Source organism: Intrasporangium calvum DSM 43043 (genome assembly GCF_000184685.1).
In the GTDB taxonomy this organism is placed as follows: Bacteria; Actinomycetota; Actinomycetes; order Actinomycetales; family Dermatophilaceae; genus Intrasporangium; species Intrasporangium calvum.
On record NC_014830.1, the window covers coordinates 3,216,166 to 3,235,804 of the forward strand.

18 protein-coding genes, 1 tRNA gene and 1 riboswitch are annotated in these 19,639 nt (G+C 69.8%); of the genes, 8 read left to right on the forward strand and 11 right to left on the reverse strand.

The genetic code is table 11. From position 1 onward, the window contains the following. Window positions 1–2 precede the first annotated feature (2 nt). The gene (locus INTCA_RS14645) at window positions 3–533 is read left to right on the forward strand and encodes a DUF2127 domain-containing protein (RefSeq protein ID WP_013493704.1); all 531 of its coding nucleotides are present in this window, start codon (window positions 3–5) and stop codon (window positions 531–533) included. 41 nt (window positions 534–574) lie between these two features. Here the strand turns inward: INTCA_RS14645 and INTCA_RS18785 are convergent, their stop codons facing one another. Next, on the reverse strand, window positions 575–1,549 hold the full coding sequence (locus INTCA_RS18785; RefSeq protein ID WP_169312924.1) for an ATP-binding protein: 975 nt from the start codon (window positions 1,547–1,549) through the stop codon (window positions 575–577). 460 nt (window positions 1,550–2,009) lie between these two features. On the opposite strand from INTCA_RS18785, the gene INTCA_RS19895 reads away from it, so the two are divergent. Next, window positions 2,010–2,177, forward strand: coding sequence for a hypothetical protein (locus INTCA_RS19895; protein ID WP_169312925.1), 168 nt, complete (start codon window positions 2,010–2,012; stop codon window positions 2,175–2,177). Window positions 2,178–2,513: 336 nt separating this feature from the next. Here the strand turns inward: INTCA_RS19895 and INTCA_RS14660 are convergent, their stop codons facing one another. After that, window positions 2,514–2,807 (reverse strand): HigA family addiction module antitoxin, encoded by a 294-nt coding sequence (locus INTCA_RS14660; RefSeq protein WP_013493707.1) that lies wholly within the window; start codon window positions 2,805–2,807, stop codon window positions 2,514–2,516. Window positions 2,808–2,824: 17 nt separating this feature from the next. Further along, window positions 2,825–3,106 carry a type II toxin-antitoxin system RelE/ParE family toxin gene (locus INTCA_RS14665; RefSeq protein WP_013493708.1) on the reverse strand — a complete coding sequence of 94 codons (282 nt, stop codon included), beginning with the start codon at window positions 3,104–3,106 and terminating at the stop codon, window positions 2,825–2,827. Between the two features lie 879 nt (window positions 3,107–3,985). On the opposite strand from INTCA_RS14665, the gene INTCA_RS14670 reads away from it, so the two are divergent. The 4 genes from INTCA_RS14670 (at window position 3,986) to INTCA_RS14690 (ending at window position 7,401) form a co-directional block, all read left to right on the forward strand. Next, a complete protein-coding gene (locus INTCA_RS14670; RefSeq protein WP_013493709.1) occupies window positions 3,986–4,543 on the forward strand; it encodes a type IV toxin-antitoxin system AbiEi family antitoxin domain-containing protein in 558 nt (185 codons plus the stop codon). Then, window positions 4,543–5,394, forward strand: coding sequence for a nucleotidyl transferase AbiEii/AbiGii toxin family protein (locus tag INTCA_RS14675; RefSeq protein WP_013493710.1), 852 nt, complete (start codon window positions 4,543–4,545; stop codon window positions 5,392–5,394). Before INTCA_RS14670 ends, INTCA_RS14675 begins: the two co-directional genes overlap by 1 nt. Before the next feature lie 941 nt (window positions 5,395–6,335). Beyond that, window positions 6,336–6,560 (forward strand): hypothetical protein, encoded by a 225-nt coding sequence (locus INTCA_RS14685; protein ID WP_013493711.1) that lies wholly within the window; start codon window positions 6,336–6,338, stop codon window positions 6,558–6,560. 379 nt (window positions 6,561–6,939) lie between these two features. Continuing rightward, a complete protein-coding gene (locus INTCA_RS14690; protein WP_041307791.1) occupies window positions 6,940–7,401 on the forward strand; it encodes a hypothetical protein in 462 nt (153 codons plus the stop codon). A 226-nt stretch (window positions 7,402–7,627) separates the two neighbouring features. On the opposite strand, the gene INTCA_RS14695 is transcribed toward INTCA_RS14690, so the two are convergent. From INTCA_RS14695 to INTCA_RS14710, 4 genes are all read right to left on the reverse strand, one after another. Then, window positions 7,628–7,700: transfer RNA gene (locus INTCA_RS14695), tRNA-Thr, on the reverse strand. Window positions 7,701–7,845: 145 nt separating this feature from the next. Continuing rightward, entirely contained in the window at window positions 7,846–8,526 is a 681-nt protein-coding gene (locus INTCA_RS14700) for a LysM peptidoglycan-binding domain-containing protein (protein ID WP_013493713.1), read from the reverse strand. A 5-nt stretch (window positions 8,527–8,531) separates the two neighbouring features. Then, window positions 8,532–8,677, reverse strand: a riboswitch (cyclic di-AMP (ydaO/yuaA leader). 232 nt (window positions 8,678–8,909) lie between these two features. Then, window positions 8,910–10,748, reverse strand: a complete 1,839-nt coding sequence (locus tag INTCA_RS14705) for a serine/threonine-protein kinase (protein ID WP_013493714.1) — start codon at window positions 10,746–10,748, stop codon at window positions 8,910–8,912. 64 nt (window positions 10,749–10,812) lie between these two features. Continuing rightward, on the reverse strand, window positions 10,813–11,244 hold the full coding sequence (locus INTCA_RS14710; RefSeq protein ID WP_013493715.1) for a CBS domain-containing protein: 432 nt from the start codon (window positions 11,242–11,244) through the stop codon (window positions 10,813–10,815). A gap of 218 nt (window positions 11,245–11,462) precedes the next feature. Here INTCA_RS14710 and INTCA_RS14715 point away from each other — a divergent pair, with 218 nt between their 5' ends. Together INTCA_RS14715 and otsB are read left to right on the forward strand one after the other, a co-directional pair. Beyond that, entirely contained in the window at window positions 11,463–13,016 is a 1,554-nt protein-coding gene (locus tag INTCA_RS14715) for an alpha,alpha-trehalose-phosphate synthase (UDP-forming) (protein WP_013493716.1), read from the forward strand. Continuing rightward, window positions 13,013–13,816, forward strand: coding sequence for a trehalose-phosphatase (otsB, locus tag INTCA_RS14720; protein ID WP_013493717.1), 804 nt, complete (start codon window positions 13,013–13,015; stop codon window positions 13,814–13,816). Before INTCA_RS14715 ends, otsB begins: the two co-directional genes overlap by 4 nt. 262 nt (window positions 13,817–14,078) lie before the next feature. Here otsB and INTCA_RS14725 read toward each other — a convergent pair whose 3' ends face one another. Genes INTCA_RS14725 through INTCA_RS14740 form a run of 4 tightly spaced genes read right to left on the reverse strand, consistent with a single transcriptional unit; the run spans window position 14,079 to window position 19,504 of the window. Beyond that, window positions 14,079–15,089 carry a LacI family DNA-binding transcriptional regulator gene (locus tag INTCA_RS14725; protein ID WP_013493718.1) on the reverse strand — a complete coding sequence of 337 codons (1,011 nt, stop codon included), beginning with the start codon at window positions 15,087–15,089 and terminating at the stop codon, window positions 14,079–14,081. Next, a complete protein-coding gene (locus INTCA_RS14730; protein ID WP_013493719.1) occupies window positions 15,086–17,005 on the reverse strand; it encodes a glycoside hydrolase family 13 protein in 1,920 nt (639 codons plus the stop codon). Before INTCA_RS14730 ends, INTCA_RS14725 begins: the two co-directional genes overlap by 4 nt. A gap of 13 nt (window positions 17,006–17,018) precedes the next feature. Beyond that, window positions 17,019–17,960 (reverse strand): sugar ABC transporter permease, encoded by a 942-nt coding sequence (locus INTCA_RS14735; protein ID WP_013493720.1) that lies wholly within the window; start codon window positions 17,958–17,960, stop codon window positions 17,019–17,021. After that, window positions 17,960–19,504 carry an ABC transporter permease subunit gene (locus tag INTCA_RS14740; protein WP_013493721.1) on the reverse strand — a complete coding sequence of 515 codons (1,545 nt, stop codon included), beginning with the start codon at window positions 19,502–19,504 and terminating at the stop codon, window positions 17,960–17,962. Before INTCA_RS14740 ends, INTCA_RS14735 begins: the two co-directional genes overlap by 1 nt. Window positions 19,505–19,639 lie beyond the last annotated feature (135 nt).

Consider the following 19,639-nt stretch of genomic DNA (forward strand, 5'->3'; position numbering starts at 1 on the left):
CCGTGAGCTGGTACCACCCCACGAGCCTGCTGGACAAGGTCTTCGAGGGCGGCATCATCATCAAGGGGGTCACCGGGCTGGTCGAGTTCGTCGGTGGGCTGCTGCTCCTCTTCGTGAACCCGGCACAGATGCACCAGTTCGTCGCTCTCGTCACCCAGCGGGAGCTGCTCGAGGACCCGAACGACCGCGTCGCACACCTCCTCCTCACGGCGACGTCGCACTTCGCCGAGGGTGGCGCCGTGTTCGTGGTCGCCTATCTGTGGATCCATGCCGTCATCAAGCTGATCGCCGTGATCGGCATCCTCAAGAACCAGCTGTGGGCCTATCCGTTCTCGTTGCTCACGCTCGGGCTCCTGATGGTGTACCAGGCGTACTCCATCGCGTTCGTGAAGTTCTCCATCGGAATGGTTTCGCTCACCGCGTTCGACGTGTTCATCCTGTGGCTCATCTGGCGCGAGTTCGGGAAGGTCAGGGGCGAGTCGCACGCCTCAGCCCCGGGGGACTCCCGGGCTGACAACTGCGCCCGGGTCTGAGTCACGCGGACACGTCAGCCAGCAGTTCCACGGGCCGGTGATCACCGTGGCTCCAGCATGAACCACACGGTCATCCCGACGGCGTCCAGTTCCGAGCCCCACCTCGTCGAGAGCGCGTCCACGAGCTGAAGCCCACGACCGTGCACTGCCAGCGGGTCCGCGGTGACGCCGTTGAGACCAGCGACCATGCTGGAGCCGCCGTCGCGAACGGTCGTGGTCAGCACCCCCCGGTCGAGGACGACCCGCACCTCGCAGCCGGCACCGGTGTGGATGATCGCGTTGGTGACCAGCTCGCTCAGGCACAGGACCGCGTCCTCCACGGTGTCCTCGTCTGCGCCCCATTCCGAAAGGGTCGTCCGCACGAAGTGACGTGCGGAACCGACCGACCGAGGGTCCGCGGTGACGAGGTAGGTGGCGGCGTGTGCGCCGTGCGGCACCGGCTGGTCCTCGAGGGACCTGCTGGCGTGGGTCGTGGCGCGCTGGACGCCACGCAAGGCGGCTCCCAGTCTTTCCGCGAGAGCCTTCAGGCCAGCGAGCTGTGGGCCGTCGAAGCGCTGCGGAGTGTCGTAGAACAGCGCGTACCCACCCTGGACGTGGCCGGCCGCGAAGATCGGCAGCGACGCGAGCGCCCGGGTCCTCGGACTCTGGCGGCCGGTGAAGTCGGGGTAGCGGCCGGCGAGGTCGTCCAGCGAGCCCACGACCGCCTTGCCAGTGCGCACGGACTCGTTCAGCGGGACGTTCTCATAGGCGTCGACCTCACACCAGTCAACGCTGCGCTCGTTGTCGCGGTCGCTCGCGCTGAACAGCAGCCGTCGTCCACCGCCTTCGGCGAGGGCGAGCCCCACCCGATGGACCCCCGGTACCTGACCCAGCTCCGCGAGCGCCGACCGCACCCACGTGTCCCCGTCAGGAACCGGTCTGCTCACGACCGTCTGCCCCACCTCGTCAGAATAGGACCGCACGCGCACCCTGAGGGGCGGGAGAGACGCCGTCTTCAGCGCGGGTTCGCGAGGCACCCTGGCCCAGCAAGCGAGCCCAGCGGCATACGCCCTATTCCGTATGCCGCTGGGCTCGCTTCACCACGCCCCTGCCGCCGACGCTCCTACCGCAGGCTGGCCACCAGCTCCGCCTCGTCAGTGGTCACCGGCGGCGAGCCGCTCGGCGGGGCGGTTCGGCTGGAGCGAGCTCGGACCTCGATGACGAGGATCACGTCTCGGGGTCCCCCACGTCGCACGTGGAGCACCGCTCCGGTCATATGGCGACATGGTGGAACCAATTCGGGATCACGACCGACGACTGGGGCCAAGGCCCCTCCTCACACCGGGTTCGTCTGCGATAGCAGCCCTCGCCCTCGCCGTCCTCGGCCTCCGCGGTCAGGGCGCTTGGACGACTGCTTTGAATGCCTTCCTTCCGGACGGCTTCGCCCCGAATGAGTTCGCGTGGTTCGTCGTGGGGGCTGGACTAGGTTCGCTGGCGGTGGCCGTCGGCGCCTGGTGGCTGGCACGCACCGTCCTCATCAAGGACGCAATCCAGGCACCCAGCTGGGCTGAGCATCTGGCCAGAGCTGCGGTGCTCATCTCCATGATCGCCGCGGTCCTCTCGGCGCTGACTATTGTCGGCGGATTGCGTGGGCTTCCCCTGTGACGACCCGTCCCCTCGTCCACACCGCTGACGGGTGCACCCGATTAGCAACCGCGTAAGCAGGATCTTCACGCCGTGGCCTTCGGGCCAAGCCGGCGACGGCGGAGGCGACAAGACGGGCTCTGACCAGCAGGGACGCACGTCGCCATGAAGGCTCCCAGATTGGGCTAGCGCCCGCAGCGGCCGGGGGTTCGACTCGGCTACCGGGCCGCGAGGGTGTCAGAGAGGTGGAGACCGTGGTGCCCGTCCCGTCGATGGCTCAGGCCGTAGGCCGGGCTTCGCCTCGCTGGGTTCGTCGGCGCGGGAGTAGCCCCTTCCGCCGCGTAGCGCTCGGGTGGGTCAGGCGCTCTGCAGGGGATGGATCTGGTCGAGGGCGGCGCCGAGGTGGTCCTTCTCGATCTCGAGGTCGTAGCGGGTTTGCAGGTTGAGCCAGAACCGGTCGGTGGTGCCGAAGTAGCGGGCCAGGCGAAGCGCGGTGTCGGCGGTGATCCGGCGCTTTCCGTGGACGATCTCGTTGATCCGCCGGGGCGGGACACCGATCGAGACGGCGAGGTGGTGCTGGGTGACCTCCAGCGGGGTCAGGAAGTCCTCGAGGAGGACCTCCCCCGGGTGGATGGGCCGGATGGTCGCCATCGGTGTTCCTCCTTCGGTCAGTGATAGTCGACGATCTCGACGTCTTCGGGCCCTGCGGGTGTCCAGGTGAAGCAGATCCGCCACTGCTGGTTGATTCGGATGCTGTGTTGTCCGTCCCGGTCGCCGCGCAGGGCTTCGAGCCGGTTGCCGGGTGGGACCCGCAGGTCGTCGAGGGTCTCGGCCGCATCGAGCAGGACGAGCTTGCGTAGTGCGGTCCGCTCGATCCGCGGGTCGAGCTTCTTGGTGCGTTCTCGTGACCACAGCCGTTCAGTCATGGTGTTCGAGAACGACCTGATCACACCTCAAGCATAACGCGTCGCGTTATGCCCGTCGATGCGCCTGCCCCGGCCCGAGGGCTGGCTCGTGGAGGTAGCCCACTTCGCCGCCAAGCGGCGCACGTGTTTCACCGTCGGTGAGAAGGAGAACCACTTGCTGCCGTTGATCCAGATCCAGCCAGGGGATCGTTCTGGCTGACGGATCGGAGATCGCGAGCAGCGGGCTCGCGAACTACCGAGCCCTCCCGGGATCAACCCGGCGCGTCCGGTCGGCTGTGGCGCAGAGGGCCGAGTGGACGGGCAGGCACGTCCACTAAGCTAAGTGCGTCACAGCGGAAGTGTCTCGTAGCCGCGTCGAGCGCATTTCCCGAGGTGAAGAGCGGAGCTGGCGAGGGGACTCGAACCCCTAACCGCCTGTTTACAAGACTCCAAGCCCGAAAGCGCCTAACGGTCCCTGACCTGCACCGATGCACGCCGGGGTCAAGGCCACCCGTCGGCTCGTGCTATCTAGGTGCGATACCGAAGAGTCGATCCGTCCGCTGGTGGCGACGACCCCATGGGTCCGCGTCCCTCGCTGACCGCGGATCGAACCTCCTCCCGGCTACAGGGTCCACCGCCACGAGAGCACTTCGGTGAGAGGTGCTGCGCCCTTCATGCATGGCTGTCGCTGATCGCGGACCGGCTAGGACGGGCACGGATGCCGCGTCCGACGGCTGGGATCCGGGCCGCGCCTCAAGGTGCTCGAACCTACCTATGGCCGTTCATCCCGTCATGCCCGCGCCGCTGTGCACCTCGGAGGTGCCGTCTACGACGGCCAGTTCGAGCCGAGGCGGCAGTTGCGAGACAAAACGTCTACATATAGAGTTATCGGTGGACGTTTTGTTTCACCAAGAGGGAGGGCACATGCCTGCCGCGACACTGCTTCGCGCCGGTGAGCGCGCCACCTCCCGCAGCACGTTCTATCGGCGTGCAAATGCCGGCGCCTACGAGAGGATTGCACGCGGCCTCTACCTGCCCTCAGACGCTGACGCGGCTGACTGGGACTGGCTTGAGGCGGCCGCCAAGCATCCGAAGGCGACCATCTGCTTGACCTCGGCGCTGGCCTACTACGACCTGACTGACGACATTCCCCAGGCACTTGACATCGCCATTCCGAGGGGCAGTCGAACTCCGGCGACTGAGGGGGCGATCGCTTGGCACCACTTCGCTGCTGACTCCTTCGGCCTGGGCCGGACGACAATAGCCATCCCCGGCTCGAACATGCACATTGGCATCTACAGCCCGGAGCGGTCTATCGCCGACGCGTTCCGGCTACGGGGTTCGTTGGGGTACGAGTTGGGGCGTGACGCGCTGCGCAGGTGGCTGGGGCAGGGGGGGAAACCTGCTGACCTGTTGGAGATCGCGTCGAAGCTGCCGCGGACTCGGGGGCCGCTGCTGCGGACGCTGGAGGTGATGGCCTGATGGCGGCGAATGGCGCTCAGGTCCTTCGACAGCTGCAACGGCAGGCGCTGGCCTCAAGGCAGACCGGTGCCACGGTCACGACCGGCGAGTTGGTGACCCGTCATGCGTTGGAGTCGTTCCTGGACCGGCTTCAGAGGACTCCGCACGGGATGGACTTCGTGCTGAAGGGCGGCATCCTGTTGGCTGGCTACGGAGTTCGCCGGCCAACCAAGGACGTGGACTGCCAGGCTCGCTCCGCGTCCGTAACCGCTGCGCACATCGAAAGAGTCGTAAGGGATGTCGCGACCGTCGAGGCCGCTGACGGCCTCGAGATCGACTTGGGCAGCCTAGATGTCCAGACCATCCGGGAAGCGGCTGACTACCCCGGCCTTCGGATGCGGGCGCTCGGCACGGTTGGCACAGCGCGGGTGGTCGTGGCCTGGGACATCTCGACGGGGGACCCCGTCGTCCCCCTGCCGAAGATGGTGTCCATCCCCCGAGTCCTGGGTGAGCCGATCGAGATGCTCGGGTATGCGCCCGAGACGTCGGTTGCGGAGAAGGGCGTCACGATTCTCGAGCGTGGCATCACGAGCACGCGCTGGCGCGACTACGTCGACATCGTGCAACTCGCCAAACACGGTATCGACCGTAGCGTGTTGTTGGACTCGGCCCGGGCTGTCGCGCGGTTCCGCCAAGTCATTCTTCGTCCCGTCGCGGACTCGGTTGCCGGCTACGGTGCGGCATCCCAGCCAAAGTGGGCGGCATGGCGACGTAAGGAAGGCCTCGAGGACGTGTGCGAGCCGAATCTGGACGACCAGTTGCTTGAGGTCATCGCCGTCTTGGACCCCGTGTTCTCCTCGGGGTCGGAGTAGCGCGAGGATCGATCATTGTCTCGACATCGCCGCCGCTTGACCCTGCCCTTGCCCTTGACTCCGTCCTCAGCCTGAACCTTGCTCCGCAGCGGCCGGCCAAGCGAAAGCAGCGGAGCCGGCATCGTCCTTGGCTGCTCGGTCGCCGCGAGCTTTGGCTGTGCGCTGGCGCGAACGGTGGGACGATCCGGGCGTCTGCGGGCAGCCCGGCTCGATGAGCGACGGCACGCGTCGAGGGCGCCCAGCAGCGTCTTCCCACTGCTCCTTCTACGACATCGACTTGAACCTCTTCTTCTTCTTCATCGTCGTGCTGTTCTCGCTAATCACGTTCGTCGTGGTGGACGTTGACGCTGCTCGCGATGAGGGAGTACACCCATCCGAGACGTGGCGGGGTTTCCGGCCGTCCGAGCCCCTCAGTTGCCCCGGTGCCTGCGTGCGGCCGAGGTGACGGGCAGATCGGCCCGGGCAAGTCGACCGCCCCTCCAGTCGACGACGAACCTGGGCCACCGCGGCCGCCGAGCACCCGCTCGGCCCGACGGGACCCGCGAACGATGCCCGTGACGAAATTGCTAGCTCGGAGGTGACCGCTGGGAGGGGTGAAAGCTCCATCTGGTGGTCGTGAACCCCACTTTCACGCGCGCCGCAGCCCCCTGGTGTCAGCTGTGGCCCGACCGGTCATCGACGGCATCTCGTCGGGGTGGTGCCGCTGGGTAGCCCAAGGCGAATGACGCGGCGCTGGACAGGCCCTCAGCCGCGACACCCAAAACGACGACGGCCCCGGTGACTGACCTCCAAGACCCGCGAACCGGCGCGGGTCGCCCTCGGTGCGGGCGTGCGCACACCTGCGGAGGGTTCGCGGACAGCCTGCTCTCACTCCGAGGGCGGGCTCGACGGCGTGGGCTGGAATCGACGCGCGGTCGGCCTTTTGGGAGGGATTCCCAGCAGTGTGCCTTCGGCCCGGCACCTTGGTCTCCTACGCGAGCGTCACCAGGAACATCGCCACCTACAACGCACAGCTCGGCATCCGCGCCCTGGCCGGTGTCATCGACGGCGGCGGCAACAAGGCCGCCGACAACGGGGACCCCGACCAGTGCGAGGGCCTCGCCTGCACCATGGCCAAGCTTCCGACGAGTCCACCAGGGCCGCACGTGTCCGTGCCGCGCGCGTGAACGGGGCCGGCCCCACGATGCAACACTGGCCCAGCAAGCGAGCCCAGCGGCATACACCCTCCTCCGTATGCCGCTGGGCTCGCTTCGCCACGCCCCTGCCGTCGAGGCTCCTACCGCAGGCTGGCCACCAGCTCCGCCCCGTCAGTGGTCGCGGCGGCGAACCGCTCGTCGGCGGGTCGCTTCGGCTGGAGCGAGCTCGGAGCCTCGATGACTAGGATCACGTCTCGGGGTGCCCCGCGTCGCACGTGGGGCACCGCTCCGGTCACAGGGAGGGTTGATGCGTCTCGTCTCCAGGGGCGGCGCCAGTGCTGCACTCATCGCCTGCACCGGCGTGGGCGCTCTCCTGCTGTCCGCGTGCGGGAGCGCTTCGACGCTTCGAATGGCCGGTGATGCGCCAGCTGCCTTCGGCCAGACGATCCTCGCACCTGAAGGTGAGACGAAGTTATCCGTAGGCGTCATCACCCTGTGCGTCTCCGAGGGGTCTGCACGGGTCACCGCTGCCCGATTCACGAGCGGGAACCTGCCCATCGCCCACTACGGGGTGTGGTCCAGCGCCGGATCCACCGTCGGATACCTGCCTGGCGACCTCGTCACGCACGGCTTTCCCTCGGAACCCGACCCGGTCGACGTCGTGTGTGGCCCCGTCGAGGAGGAGTCAGATGTCGGCGAAGTAGCCGCTCTGGCGATCGACATCGAGGCCACCGATGAGGTCCGTGAGGGCAAGGGCCTGACCCTCACCTACGAGACAGCCGACGGGGAACAAGGTGAACTAGAGATCCCCTTCGAGCTCAAGGTCTGCCCACCCACGCAACCTGCTCCATGCCAGGAACCCAGCGGGTGAACGCTGACGGTGCCGAGAGCCACAGTTGACTCCATGACGTTGGGTTCGAGGACACCGGGGAGCGTGTCCCTGCAGACATGAGGGTACTGTCCGGCGCCAGACTGGCGGAGCACCGGCGCGCCAGTGAAAGCGGGTCCGTTCGTGACCACTCGTGTCCGGCGGGCCACCTGTCGCTCACCACGACATAACTGCAGGTCAGGGGCACTATGCGGCCTTCTGAGCGGGGAGCTGGCGAGGGGACTCGAACCCCTAACCGCCTGTTTACAAGACAGGTGCGCTACCGATTGCGCCACGCCAGCGGGTCCCAGCCGGGCAGGCGGGGAACGGCGAAAGCGTAACCGAGCCCAGCGGCATACCGGAAAAGATGGGCGGCCCCGGGACCACTCAGGGGGAAGTGGTCACGGGGCCGCCCGGTCCATGGGGCCCGTCAGGGCGGTTCGTCGCTCAGGGAAGGCGGATGACCTGTCCGACGTAGATCAGGTCGGCGTCGCGGATCGTGCCGCGGTTGGCCTGGTAGAGCGACTGCCAGCCGCCGCGCACGTCGTGCTTCGCGGCGAGCTTCGAGAGGGTGTCTCCGGAGCGGACCGTGATCTTCGCTCCGGTGCCGGTGGAGACGGCGGGCGCCCGGTTGACCTTCTTGGTCCGTGCGGGCGCATAGGTCTTCTTGGTCGAGGTCTTCTTCGTCGTCCTGGTGGCCTTGGTCGCGCTCCGGCTGGCCCGAACGGGGGCACTGGTGGCGCCGCCGTTGGCCCGGGTCAGCCCGGCTCGCACGGAGCACACGGGCCAGGCACCGGGGCCCTGGGAGGCGAGGACGCGCTGCGCGATGGCGATCTGCTCGGACCGGGTCGCGAGGTCGGCCCGCGGCGCGTAGGCGAGGCCGCCGTAGCCGGCCCAGGTGGGCTGGTAGAACTGCAGCCCGCCGTAGTAGCCGTTCCCGGTGTTGATGCTCCAGTTGCCGCTCGACTCGCACTGGGCGACGCGGTCCCACACGGAGCCGTCGGCCTTGGCCGAGCCCGCGGTGGCGACGCCGGCGAGGACGGTGGCTGCTCCGGCGAGGCTGACCCCGGCGATCCGCTGCTTGACCCGTGGACGCTTCTGGGCAGCGTGCTTCGGCTGGTAGTGCATGGGGGATCCCTTCCTGACGAGCGCCTGCGGGGTTAGCTGTCGGGTTGGGGCCGTCAGGTTGGCCCTGTCGCGGTGGCGACTTCACCCCCAGCCGGCGAAGCGCCGGCACACATGGGTCCCCCGTCCTCGCGCGATCCGGGTTTCCGGGTGACGTCCCTGGCTGGCGAGGCTCGGCGCTTCAGGGACCGCTGATGGGTGGCGTTGTGAAATTGTCGTGCCACACCGTGTGGAGCCAATGTGGTGACGACCGCCCGCTCAAGGGAGTGGCGCGGAGGCCATCGAGGCTTGACGCTACGTGACGATCGGGACCAAGACAAGACGATCCGAGATCTTTTCGTGATCTTGAGTTGACCATCTCTTTACTCGATCTCTGATCTCGCCCGTCAGAGCCCGAAGGGTCCTGCGCCGAACGGCGCCCAGCTGCTCACGCCGCGGGTGATCCCCACGAGGGCGACCGCGACCCCGGCCCCGGCCAGGACGACCGCCACGACCTGCGTGGGGGGCCCGGGCGGGACGAACCGTCGCACCACCGAGCGCGTCCCGCGGCGGAGCGAGGCCCGGCCCGGCCCCCACCACAGCATGAGGAGCCCGAGCGCGCCTCCCACGAGCAGCGTGCCTGGGGTGCCGGGATCGAGGTCGCTCCCGGCCACCCCGCTGAGCAGCAGCGCCGCCGAGAACACGCCGGCGAACGCGACGGCGACCGGCAGCAGGAGGGACACGACGGTCGCGACGAGGCCGACGACGAGGTGCCACGGGCTCGTGACGACGGTCCAGGGGACGTCGCTCTGACGCCGCCCGTACTCGAACCGGCGCAGCACCAACCCCGTCATGGCGCGGTCCACGGCGCGGGCGAGGACGGACCACGCGACGAGCCCGACGACAGCGGCCCCGGGCCAGAACGCCAGCGCTCCGAGCCATGCCAGCGCCACCGCGGCGAGCGTGCCGGTGCGCTTCGCCAGCCCGATCCGGGGGTCTCCTTCCCGTGGTGGCAGGTAGGAGTCGTCGTAGTCCTCGTAGTCGTCGTCGGTCCCCCAGTCGTCGGCCTCCTCCAGCCGGCCGTATGCCGCTGGGCTCGCTCCCGCGCGCGGCGCGGGCCAGGCGCGGGCTGGGGTCCGACCGGCGGGCGGCCCGGGCGGTCCCGGCGCCGGGGGCAGGACCGCAGCGGGGAACCCGGCGGAAGGAGTTCCAGCGGCAGCGCCCGCAGCTCGGGGCACGTCAGGGACCGTGGGGTAGACGGCGGTCCCGCGCGGGTGGAGGACCTCCGTGGACCCCACCGGCGAGGGCGCGACCGCCACGGTGTCGTCCCAGGGACCGCCACGGGGAGTCGGCACCGTCGCGGCACGGCCGGCGGCGAACCGGGCCAGGGCGTCGATGACGTCGTCGGCGTGCGGACGCCCGGCAGGTTGGGGCGAGAGGGAGGCCCGCAGCAGCGGGACCAGACGGGGGTCGACGCCGTCGAGGTCGACCTCCCCGGCGCGGACCTTCGCCAGCACGACGTCCATCCGACCCCGGCCGAACGGTGGCCGCCCCGACGCGGCGAAGGTGATCGTCGCGGCCCAGCCCCACCAGTCCGTCGCATCGGTGATGGCCGCCCCTTCGACGAGCTCGGGAGACAGGTAGCCCGGCGTCCCCATGACGAGACCGCCCATCGTGTGACGAACGTCATCCTCGATGTGGGCGATGCCGAAGTCGATGAGGACCGGTTCGCCGTCCTCGAGGAGGACGTTGCCCGGCTTGATGTCCCGGTGGACGACGCCGCTGGCGTGGATGGCGCGGATCGCCTCGGCCGTGCCGCAGGCGAGGCGCAGCAGCGCGTCCGGGTCGAGTGGGCCGTGGGCCTCGACCCAGTCGTCCAGCGCCGGGCCCGGGACGTAGCGGGTGACGATGTAGGGACGCGGCGCCATGACGTCCGCGTCGATGACGGTGGCGACGCGGTGATCCTGGATCCGGGACAGCGTCTCGACCTCCCGCTGCAGGCGCAGGCGCGCCTCGTCGTCCGTGGCGACGTGGGGGCGGAGCACCTTGATCGCGACGGCCCGCCCACGGGGGTCGAGGCCGAGGTGCACGACGCCCATCCCGCCCTCGCCGATCTCCTCGACGAGGCGGTAGCGGCCGAGCCGCTCGTGCCGGGGGCGGCCGTCCTCGGGCGCGCCGTCCGGTCCGGTGCGCCGCGGCCCCGCTGGGGGTGCGGGCACCCAGTGGGTCCGGTCGTGCGCAGCCATGCCCCTACGGTAATTGACCGAGGGGCTCGTCGACCCCGCCTGCGCCGCCACGGGCGGCGCGCCGTCAGTGCGTGATGTAGTCGCGCAGCTGGTCGCGCTCCGACTGGAGCTCGGAGAGACGGTGCTTGACGATGTCGCCGATGCTGACGATCGCCGACAGCCGGCCGTCCGCGTCGAGGATCGGGACGTGCCGCACCCGCAGCTCGGTCATCGTCGCCGCGAGGTCCGCGACGTCGTCGTGGGCGGTGCCCGTCGTCACGTCGCTCGTCATGATCGTCGAGACACTGTTCTCGAGGATCGTCGGCCCCGACGTGTGCAGGTGGCGCACCACGTCCCGCTCGCTCACGATCCCGTCGACGTGGGTGCCGTCGGCGCTGACGACGCACGCGCCGATTCCGTGCTCCGCGAGCCTCGCCAGCAGCGTGGAGACCGTCTCGTCGGGCGCGATGACGATGACCTCATCACCCTTGTGGCGCAGAACGTCGGAAATCTTCACGCTAGCCCTCCTCGACGATGGGGTATGTCCGTGATGTGCGGGGTGCCCATGGCATCCCGGCTGCAGCCTGCCTTGGGTCGACCCTAGAACGGGACCACTCCGGGCGCCAGAGCTGTGGTCGTTAGAGTGAGAGACATCTATCGCACGCCCGCCCCGGACCAGCCGGCCGGGCCCGACCTTCGAAAGAACTCGAGAGAACACCGCCAGGAGCTGATTCGGTGACGTCCACCAGGAAGACCTTCGACCTCGTCGTCGCCGCGAACCGACTCCCCGTCGACAAGCAGGTGGACGAGCAGGGCAACGTCGAGTGGCACCGCAGCCCGGGCGGTCTCGTCACGGCCATGGAGTCGGTGATGCGGTCGAACCCCGGGGCCTGGGTGGGTTGGTCCGGTGACGCCGGCGAGGCCCCGCCGCCGTTCGACGAGGAGGGCATGCACCTGCGACCCGTGGGCCTCAGCGCCGAGGAGGTCCGCGACTTCTACGAGGGCTTCAGCAACGACACCCTGTGGCCGATCTACCACGACGTCATCGTCCCGGCCTCGTTCCACCGGGAGTGGTGGGCTGCCTACGTGCGCGTCAACCGCCGGTTCGCCGAGGCGGTCGCGGAGGAGGCGGCCCCCGGCGCGCGGGTGTGGATCCAGGACTACCAGCTCCAGCTCGCGCCGGCCTTCGTGCGGCAGCTGCGCCCCGACGTCCGGATCGGCTGGTTCAACCACATTCCCTTCCCGCCGGTGGAGCTGTTCGCGCAGCTGCCGTGGCGGTCGAGCCTCCTCGAGGGCCTGCTCGGGGCCGACTTCCTCGGCTTCCAGCGCCAGGCCGACGCCCGCAACTTCGTCCGGGCCTGCCGCCAGCTGCTCGGCCTGCGGGCGAAGGGCGAGCGGGTCGCCCTCGACGACGGCTCGGGCCGCCAGGTGCGGGCCACGGCGATCCCGATCTCCGTCGACTACCGCGGCCTCGAGTCGCTCGCCCAGCAGCCGGAGGTCATGGCTCGAGCCAAGGAGATCCGGGAGAGCCTCGGCAACCCCGACGTCCTCATGCTCGGCGTCGACCGGCTCGACTACACCAAGGGCATCCGGCACCGGCTCAAGGCCTACGAGGAGCTCCTCCTCGAGCGCCACATCGGGCCACCCGACGTCACCCTGGTCCAGGTGGCGACGCCGAGCCGCGAGCGGGTCGAGGCCTACCGCTCCCTCCGCGAGGAGATCGAGCAGACGGTCGGCCGGATCAACGGCGAGCTCGGCAAGATCGGCGCGCCTGCCGTCCACTACCTGCACCACTCCTACCCGCGGGAGGAGATGGCCGCCCTCTTCCAGGCCGCGGACGTCATGCTGGTGACGCCCCTCCGGGACGGGATGAACCTCGTGGCGAAGGAGTACGTCACGTGCCGCCACGACCTTGGCGGCGCCCTCGTCCTCAGCGAGTTCACCGGGGCCTGGCACGAGCTGCACCAGGCCTTCACCTGCAACCCGCACGACATCGAGGGCCTGAAGCAGGCCATGCTCCGGGCCATCAACACGCCCAAGCGGGACAAGGAGCGCATCATGCGGGCCCTGCGGCGCCGCGTGGCCGACCACGACGTCCAACGCTGGGCCCGGCGCTACCTCGCCGCCCTCGACGCGGCACCGGGCGTGCCGGCGCCCGACCCGCGCGGAGGAGCCGCCTCGGCCCCCGTGGCGCCGCACGACTCAGCCCCTTCCGCCTCCGTCAAGGAAGGACCCCGGACCGAGACCGACGGCAGGCCCGTCCGCGCGCGGGTGGGATCCGGCCGGTGACCCCTCCGACGACGTTGCAGGAAGCCCTGGACGGAGCCGCCGCTGCATCCGGGCTGCTCGTCGCCTCCGACTTCGACGGGGTGCTCGCCCCGTTCGACGTCGACCCGATGGCGGTGCGCGCTGCTCCCGGCGGCATCGAGGCCCTCCGAGCCCTCGCCGGGCTGCCCACGACGACGGTCGCGGTCGTCTCCGGCCGTGACCTCGACACGCTGCGCACCCTGACGCGGCTCGGGGTTGACGAGCCGATCGTCCTCATCGGCAGCCACGGGGCCGAGTCCTCCGACGACGAGGTCCGGGCGGCGATGGAGGCCGCGGCCGTGACCGCCGTGGACCGGCAGCTGCTCGAGTCCCTCACGACGGACATCACCCGCCTCATCTCCGACCGTCACCCGTCGGCGGCCTTGGAGCACAAGGCGGCTGCCATCGTCGTCCACACCCGAGGGTTGCCGCCCGACGACGCGGACGCCGCCATCGCGGAGGCACGCCAGCTGGCCCTCACCCACTCGGGCGTCAAGGTGCTCAAGGGCAAGTCGGTGCTCGAGCTGACCGTGTCGCACGCCGACAAGGGCTCGGCGGTCACCGCCCTCGGCCGGGCCCGTGACGTGACCGCGCGCGTCTACTTCGGCGACGACGTGACCGACGAGGACGTCTTCACCCGGATGACCCGTCCCGACGACGTCACCGTCAAGGTCGGGTCCGGGTCCACCGCCGCGCGCTACCGCGTCGAGGACGAGACTGCGGTCGTGGCCGCCCTGCATCGGCTCGCATCGGCCCGCCGGACCGCAGCCGCCACCTCCTGACCAGCGCCCTCCCGCCGCCGCCGCTCCCCCCGCCGCCGCCCCTCCCCCACTGCCTCGGCAACACACCCGGTTATCTACCGTTCACCCCTGCTGCATCGGGGGTGAGCGGCGCATAACCGGGTGTGTTGCGGCAGGAGGCGCGGCGGCACCGGCAGGAGGCGCGGCGGCACCGGCAGGAGGCGCGGGCGGCACCGGCAGGAGGCGCGGGGGGCACCGGCAGGGGCGTGCGGGAGCGAGCCCAGCGGCATACGACAGGCGCGCGTCAGCGCCGCAGCGCCCCGGTGGAGCCGCGGACGACGAGCTCTGGCCGGAACACGTACTCCGCCCGAGGGGACGGCTGGCCCGCGATCTCGTCGAGGAGCGCCCGCACCGTCGCGGCGCTCATCGACGTCACGCTCTGGCGAACCGTCGTCAGCGGCGGGTCGGTGAAGGCGATGAGGGGCGAGTCGTCGTAGCCCACGACGGAGAAGTCACGCGGCACGTTGAGGCCCCGCTTGCGGGCCTCGCGGATGACGCCGAGCGCCATCATGTCGGAGCCGCAGACGACCGCGGTGCATCCCTTGTCGATGAGGCGACCGGCCGCGGTGGCGCCGCCCTCGACCGAGAAGAGCGAGCGCTCGATGAGTCCGTCGACGTCGGAGCGGCCGAGCAGCTCCTGCATCGAGTTGCGGAAGCCGGCGATCTTGCGGATGACCGGGACGAACCGCTCGGGCCCGACTGCCAGGCCGATCTCCCGGTGCCCGAGGCTGACGAGGTGGTCGAGGGCCAGACCCATCGAGGCGACCTCGTCGTTGGAGATGAACGGCGCGTCGACCCCCTCGATGTAGCCGTTGACGAGGACGAGCGGCAGGCCCCGCTCGCGCAGCGCGACGTAGCGGTCGGGGGCGGTGTTGGTGTCGGCGTGGAGGCCGGAGATGAAGATGATCCCGGCGACGCCCCGGTCGAGGAGCATCTGGACGTAGTCGTCCTCGTGCACCCCCCCGGCGGTCTGCGTGCACAGCACTGGGGTGTAGCCGTTCTGGGCGAGCGAGGTCTCGATCTCCTGCGCGAAGGCGGGGAAGATCGGGTTCGTCAGCTCGGGGACGATGAGGCCGACGAGCCCGGCGCTCTTGCGGCGCAACCGACTCGGGCGGTCGTAGCCGAGCACGTCAAGGGCCGTGAGGACGGACTGACGGGTCGACTCTGCCACTCCCGGCTTGCCGTTGAGGACACGCGAGACGGTCGCCTCGGACACACCCGCCTGAGCGGCGATGTCCCGCAGCCTGGCCTTCATCTTCCGGTCCTCCTTGCCCTGGGCGTGCGGAACCGCACCCCGTCGTCAGTCGGCGCCCACGACCAGATCCGCACCCCGGGGCCCGAGGCCTTCAGTGTGACAGCCCGTTTCCCCACTCGAACGCCGGATCCGTATGCCGCTCGGCCCGTCTCGACGCCCGCGAGGTGACGCACGGGGACCGTCACCGGCTCGTGGGCGGCCCGGGCGACGTGCACCAGCGCCGTCTCCGTCGGACTCTCCCGGAGGAACACGATCGCGTCGCCGTCGGCGTGGACCCACCGCAACCCGCCGTGCCGCAGCGCGTCCGACGAGCGGCGTGCCGCGATCAGGGCCCGGTAGACGTCGAGGATCCCGTGGTCCCACGTCGACTCGTCCCAGGGCATCGGCCGGCGGCCGTCCTCCCCGAAGGCCCCCTCCATCCCGATCTCGTCGCCGTAGGTGAACATCGCCAGGCTCGGCATGGTGAACAGCAGGCCGGCAGCGACCTCGACCAGCCTGGGGTCGTGGTCGACGAGCGTGCGCAGACGCGTCACGTCGTGCGACCCGACCAGGTTGAAGGAGTGCACCAGCGACTGCCAGGAGATCCGGGACGTGAAGTCACGCATCGTCTCCACGACCGCGCCGGCCTCCAACACCGGCAGCGGGGCCGGCGCCCCCATCGTCATCGGGTCGCCGGCGGTGTCGCGGACCCAGTTCCACACCGGTTTGCAGAAGCCGGCGTAGTTCATCACTCCGTGCCAGCCGTCTCCGGGCAGGTCGACGGTGTAGTCGTGGAAGTGCTCGCCGACGAGCAGGGCCTCCGGCGCGTGCCGGGCCATCGAGGCGCGCATCTGCCGGGCGACGTCGTGGTTGACGTCCGTGGCGCGCCACCGGCCCGTCATGTTGGCGACGTCGACCCGCCAGCCGTCCAGGCCCTCGCGGCGACCCGGGCGACCCAGCCACCGGCGCACGACCCCGCGGGGGTGGTCGAAGATCCGGTGGCGCAGGGCCTCGTTGCGGTGGTTGAGCTTCGGCAGCGACGGCACGCCGAGCCACGCGACGTAGGAGCCGTTCTCCCAGATGTAGTAATCCCGCTCCGGCGTCTGCCGGCCCCCGGGGCCGGCGGCGGCGAGAAACCACTCGTGGGCGTCGCCGGTGTGGTTCGTGGTGAAGTCACCCATCACCCTGAGACCGCGCTCGTGGGCAGCGGTGGTGAGGCGCCGCAACGCTCGGTCACCGCCGAGCAGGGGATCGACCTGCTCGAAGGACGACGCGTCGTAACGGTGGTTGGACCGCGCCGGGAAGAACGGCGTCAGGTAGACGACGTCCACGCCCAGCGACACCAGGTGCTCGAGGTGGTCGACGACCCCGTCGAGGTCGCCGCCGTAGAGCTGCGACGACGCTGCCGGGGGTCGCGGGTCCACTGGATCGGTCCACCGGGCCGGCTGCGCCCAGTCCGGCGTCTCCCGGCGGTCGGCACGGGCGGAGCGGGCGAAACGGTCCGGGAAGATCTGGTAGACCACGGCACCCTCGGCCCAGGCCGGCGGCGGGCTGTCGTGGGCGACGAGCCGGAAGTCGCTCGCGTCCGGCACGTCCCGGTGGTGCACGCCCGTCCCGTTGAGCCACGCATACTTCGCCGGCCCCCCGACGAGCAGGAAGCGGTAGTTCGTCACCGGGTTGTGGCAGGTCAGCCGCACCCTCCACCAGGCATCCGTCGCCGTGGTGCGCACGAGCCGCCCCGGGGCGAACTCCGTCTCCCCGTCCGGAGTCGTCCGCACGTGGACTCGCTCCACCTCCGACTCGAGAGGCACCCGCACCAGCACGTCGACGAGGTCGCCGAGGCGTGGAGCGAGGTTCGAGACGTAGCGGCGGGAGCCGTCGTGGTGCGGGAGGTGGAGTCCGACTGCACGGCTGTCGGGAACCGGGCTCAGCGGCATACGGACGTCACGCTCACTTGACGGAGCCCTGGGTGAGCCCGCCGACCAGCTGCCGCTGGAACGCCAGGTACAGCGCGACGACGGGGATCGAGGCGAGCAGGGCCCCGGCCGCGAACTGGCCGAAGAACTGGTTCGAGTCGTTGCCGAGCGTCATGCCGTAGAGGCCCACGCCGAGCGTCTGGTTCTCGACGTCGGTGAGGAAGATGCTGGCGAGCATGAACTCGCCGTAGAGCCCGACGAACACGAGCATGAAGACCGTCACGAGGATGGGCATGACCAGACGCAGGGTGATCGTGAAGAAGATCCGGGCGTGGCTGGCCCCGTCGACCGTCGCCGCCTCGTCGAGCTCCTTCGGCACCGTGTCGAAGTAGCCCTTGAGCAGCCAGACGTTGGACCCCATCGCGCCGCCGAGATAGGCCAGGATCAGGCCGATGGACGTGTTGAGCCCGAACGCCGGCAGGACGTCACCGATCCTCGCGAAGGTGATGTAGAGGGCCACCAGCGCGAGCATCGCGGGGAACATCTGCAGGAGCAGGAGCGCGAGCATCCCCGGACGGCGCCCGGTGAACCGCAGGCGGGAGAACGCGAAGGCTGCGCAGGCGCCGATGAACACTGCCGCCAGCGCCCCCAGCCCGGAGATGACCATCGAGTTCTTGTACCAGCTCCAGTAGGGGCGGGCCGGGTCCGAGAAGAGCTTGTCGAAGTTGCTCAGCGAGAACCCCGACGGCAGCAGGCTGGCCGTGTTGAGCGTGCCGCTCGGGTTGGTCGCCGCCGAGTAGATGAAGACGATCGGGAAGAGCGCCCAGACCAGGGCGAGGACGCCGAGCAGGTGCCGCCACCAGACCCGGCTGCCCATGCCGCCGCGATCCGGCGACTCGATGTGGCGACCCGCAGCGGCATCGACTCTGGTCTCCAGCCGGGGGTCGGTGGGCAGGGGTGCGTTCACGGTGGACATCAGTTGACCTCCTCGAGGGCCTTGGTCTGGCGGAACGCCGGGATCGTCATGAGCGCGACGATGATGAAGATGACGACGGACACCGCCGCGGCGAAGCCGTAGTTCGGTGCGCTGCCCGAGAACGCGAGCCGGTAGGCGTAGGTGATGAGCAGGTCGCTCGAGCCGATGCTCGTGTCGTTGCCGTCGAACGGGCCACCCTTGGTGAGCAGGTAGATGAGCCCGAAGTTGTTGAAGTTGAAGGCGAACGACGCGATGAGGAGCGGGCCGACCGCCACGAGCAGCAGCGGCATGATGATCGAGCGCAGGGTCCGGAAGGCGTTGGCGCCGTCGATGGTCGCCGCTTCCCGGACGTCCTGCGGGATCGACTGGAGCGCCCCGGTGCAGACGATGAACATGTAGGGGAAGCCGAGCCACAGGTTGGTGATGAGGATCGCGGCCTTCGCCCCCCAGGGTGAGCCGAGCCAGTCGACGTTGAGGCCGAGGGTGCCGTTGATCAGGCCGTAGTCCTGGTTGAACATGCCCCGCCACACGAGCGCGGTGATGAACCCCGGCAGCGCGTACGGGAGGATCAGCAGCGACCGGTAGACGGCCTTGCCCTTGAGCCGCGGGTCGTTGAAGAGCAGGGCGATCAGCATGCCGAGCAGGAACGTCGAGAGCACGGAGACCACGGCGAAGACGAGGTTCCAGACGAAGATCTTGGCGAAGCCGGCCCGCAGGGTCTCGTCCGTGAAGATCCGCGAGAAGTTCGAGAAGCCGACGTTCTCCTGCCATCCCTGCGGGAAGGCCACGGACGGGTCGGCCGTACTGACCCACCGGGCGTTCTTCGGCTCGTAGACGGTCGGCGGCGTCGTGCTCGAGTCGGTCAGCCGGTCCGCGGCCGCGTCGTAGGTGACGGACGGCTTGCCCTCGAAGGCCTCCGAGAGTCCGACGGGCTTGATCCCGCCGCCGTCGCCGGTCGGGACGGCGAGCGCCGAGAGGTCCTTGCTCCGCGCGTTGACCTCGCGGGCGGTGAGGATCGTGTAGCCGGGCGCCTTGGTGATCTTGCCCGTCGTCGTCTTCTCGACGCCCTCGGCCGGCAGCGGCTCGAGGCCGCCCGGCTCGCCGACGAACGTCGTGCCGTCGGGCTTCGTCAGCAGGAGGACGAGATCGCCGGTCGTCGCCGACGCCCCTTCCCTGGTCGCGACGGACATCCGGTAGCGGGGGCTGTTCGGGACCTCGCGCACGGACTGGGCGATGATGTCGGTGACCGTCTCCTCCTTGGAGATGAGGTGGCCGTCACCGTAGTTCGTGAGGGAGAGGCTGGCCGTGAAGATGATCGGCCAGAGCTGGAACGCGACGAGGAGCAGCATCCCGGGGAGCAGGTACTTCAGCGGCACGTTCCGGCGCGTTCCGTAGACGGCGAGGATGCCGATGCCGACCATGCCGGCGACGATGACGGCCATGGTGTTCCCGGCGATCGCGAGCTGCGTCGCGATCCACAGGACACCGGCCAGGGCCAGCGCGATGAGCACCCACTTGATGACGAGTGCGGTGAGCTTGGTCATGAGCCACTTCCTCTTGCGCCGGCCCGGCGCCATTGCCGTAGATGCAGGAAGGGGGAGCCGGTGAAGCTCCCCTGAGCCCCCGTCCGGGGGGACGGACCTCCGGGACCCGCCGCTGGGGCGGGTCCCGGGAACCGT

Bases quoted from the DNA above. Each gene is read 5' to 3' on its own strand.
- INTCA_RS14740 (WP_013493721.1), bottom strand. From the start codon at position 19,504: ATGACCAAGCTCACCGCACTCGTCATCAAGTGGGTGCTCATCGCGCTG.
- INTCA_RS14700 (WP_013493713.1), bottom strand. From the start codon at position 8,526: ATGCACTACCAGCCGAAGCACGCTGCCCAGAAGCGTCCACGGGTCAAG.
- INTCA_RS14690 (WP_041307791.1), top strand. From the start codon at position 6,940: ATGGCCGGTGATGCGCCAGCTGCCTTCGGCCAGACGATCCTCGCACCT.
- INTCA_RS14670 (WP_013493709.1), top strand. From the start codon at position 3,986: ATGCCTGCCGCGACACTGCTTCGCGCCGGTGAGCGCGCCACCTCCCGC.
- INTCA_RS14660 (WP_013493707.1), bottom strand. From the start codon at position 2,807: ATGGCGACCATCCGGCCCATCCACCCGGGGGAGGTCCTCCTCGAGGAC.
- INTCA_RS14730 (WP_013493719.1), bottom strand. From the start codon at position 17,005: ATGCCGCTGAGCCCGGTTCCCGACAGCCGTGCAGTCGGACTCCACCTC.
- INTCA_RS14725 (WP_013493718.1), bottom strand. From the start codon at position 15,089: ATGAAGGCCAGGCTGCGGGACATCGCCGCTCAGGCGGGTGTGTCCGAG.
- INTCA_RS14735 (WP_013493720.1), bottom strand. From the start codon at position 17,960: ATGTCCACCGTGAACGCACCCCTGCCCACCGACCCCCGGCTGGAGACC.
- INTCA_RS14675 (WP_013493710.1), top strand. From the start codon at position 4,543: ATGGCGGCGAATGGCGCTCAGGTCCTTCGACAGCTGCAACGGCAGGCG.
- INTCA_RS14705 (WP_013493714.1), bottom strand. From the start codon at position 10,748: ATGGCTGCGCACGACCGGACCCACTGGGTGCCCGCACCCCCAGCGGGG.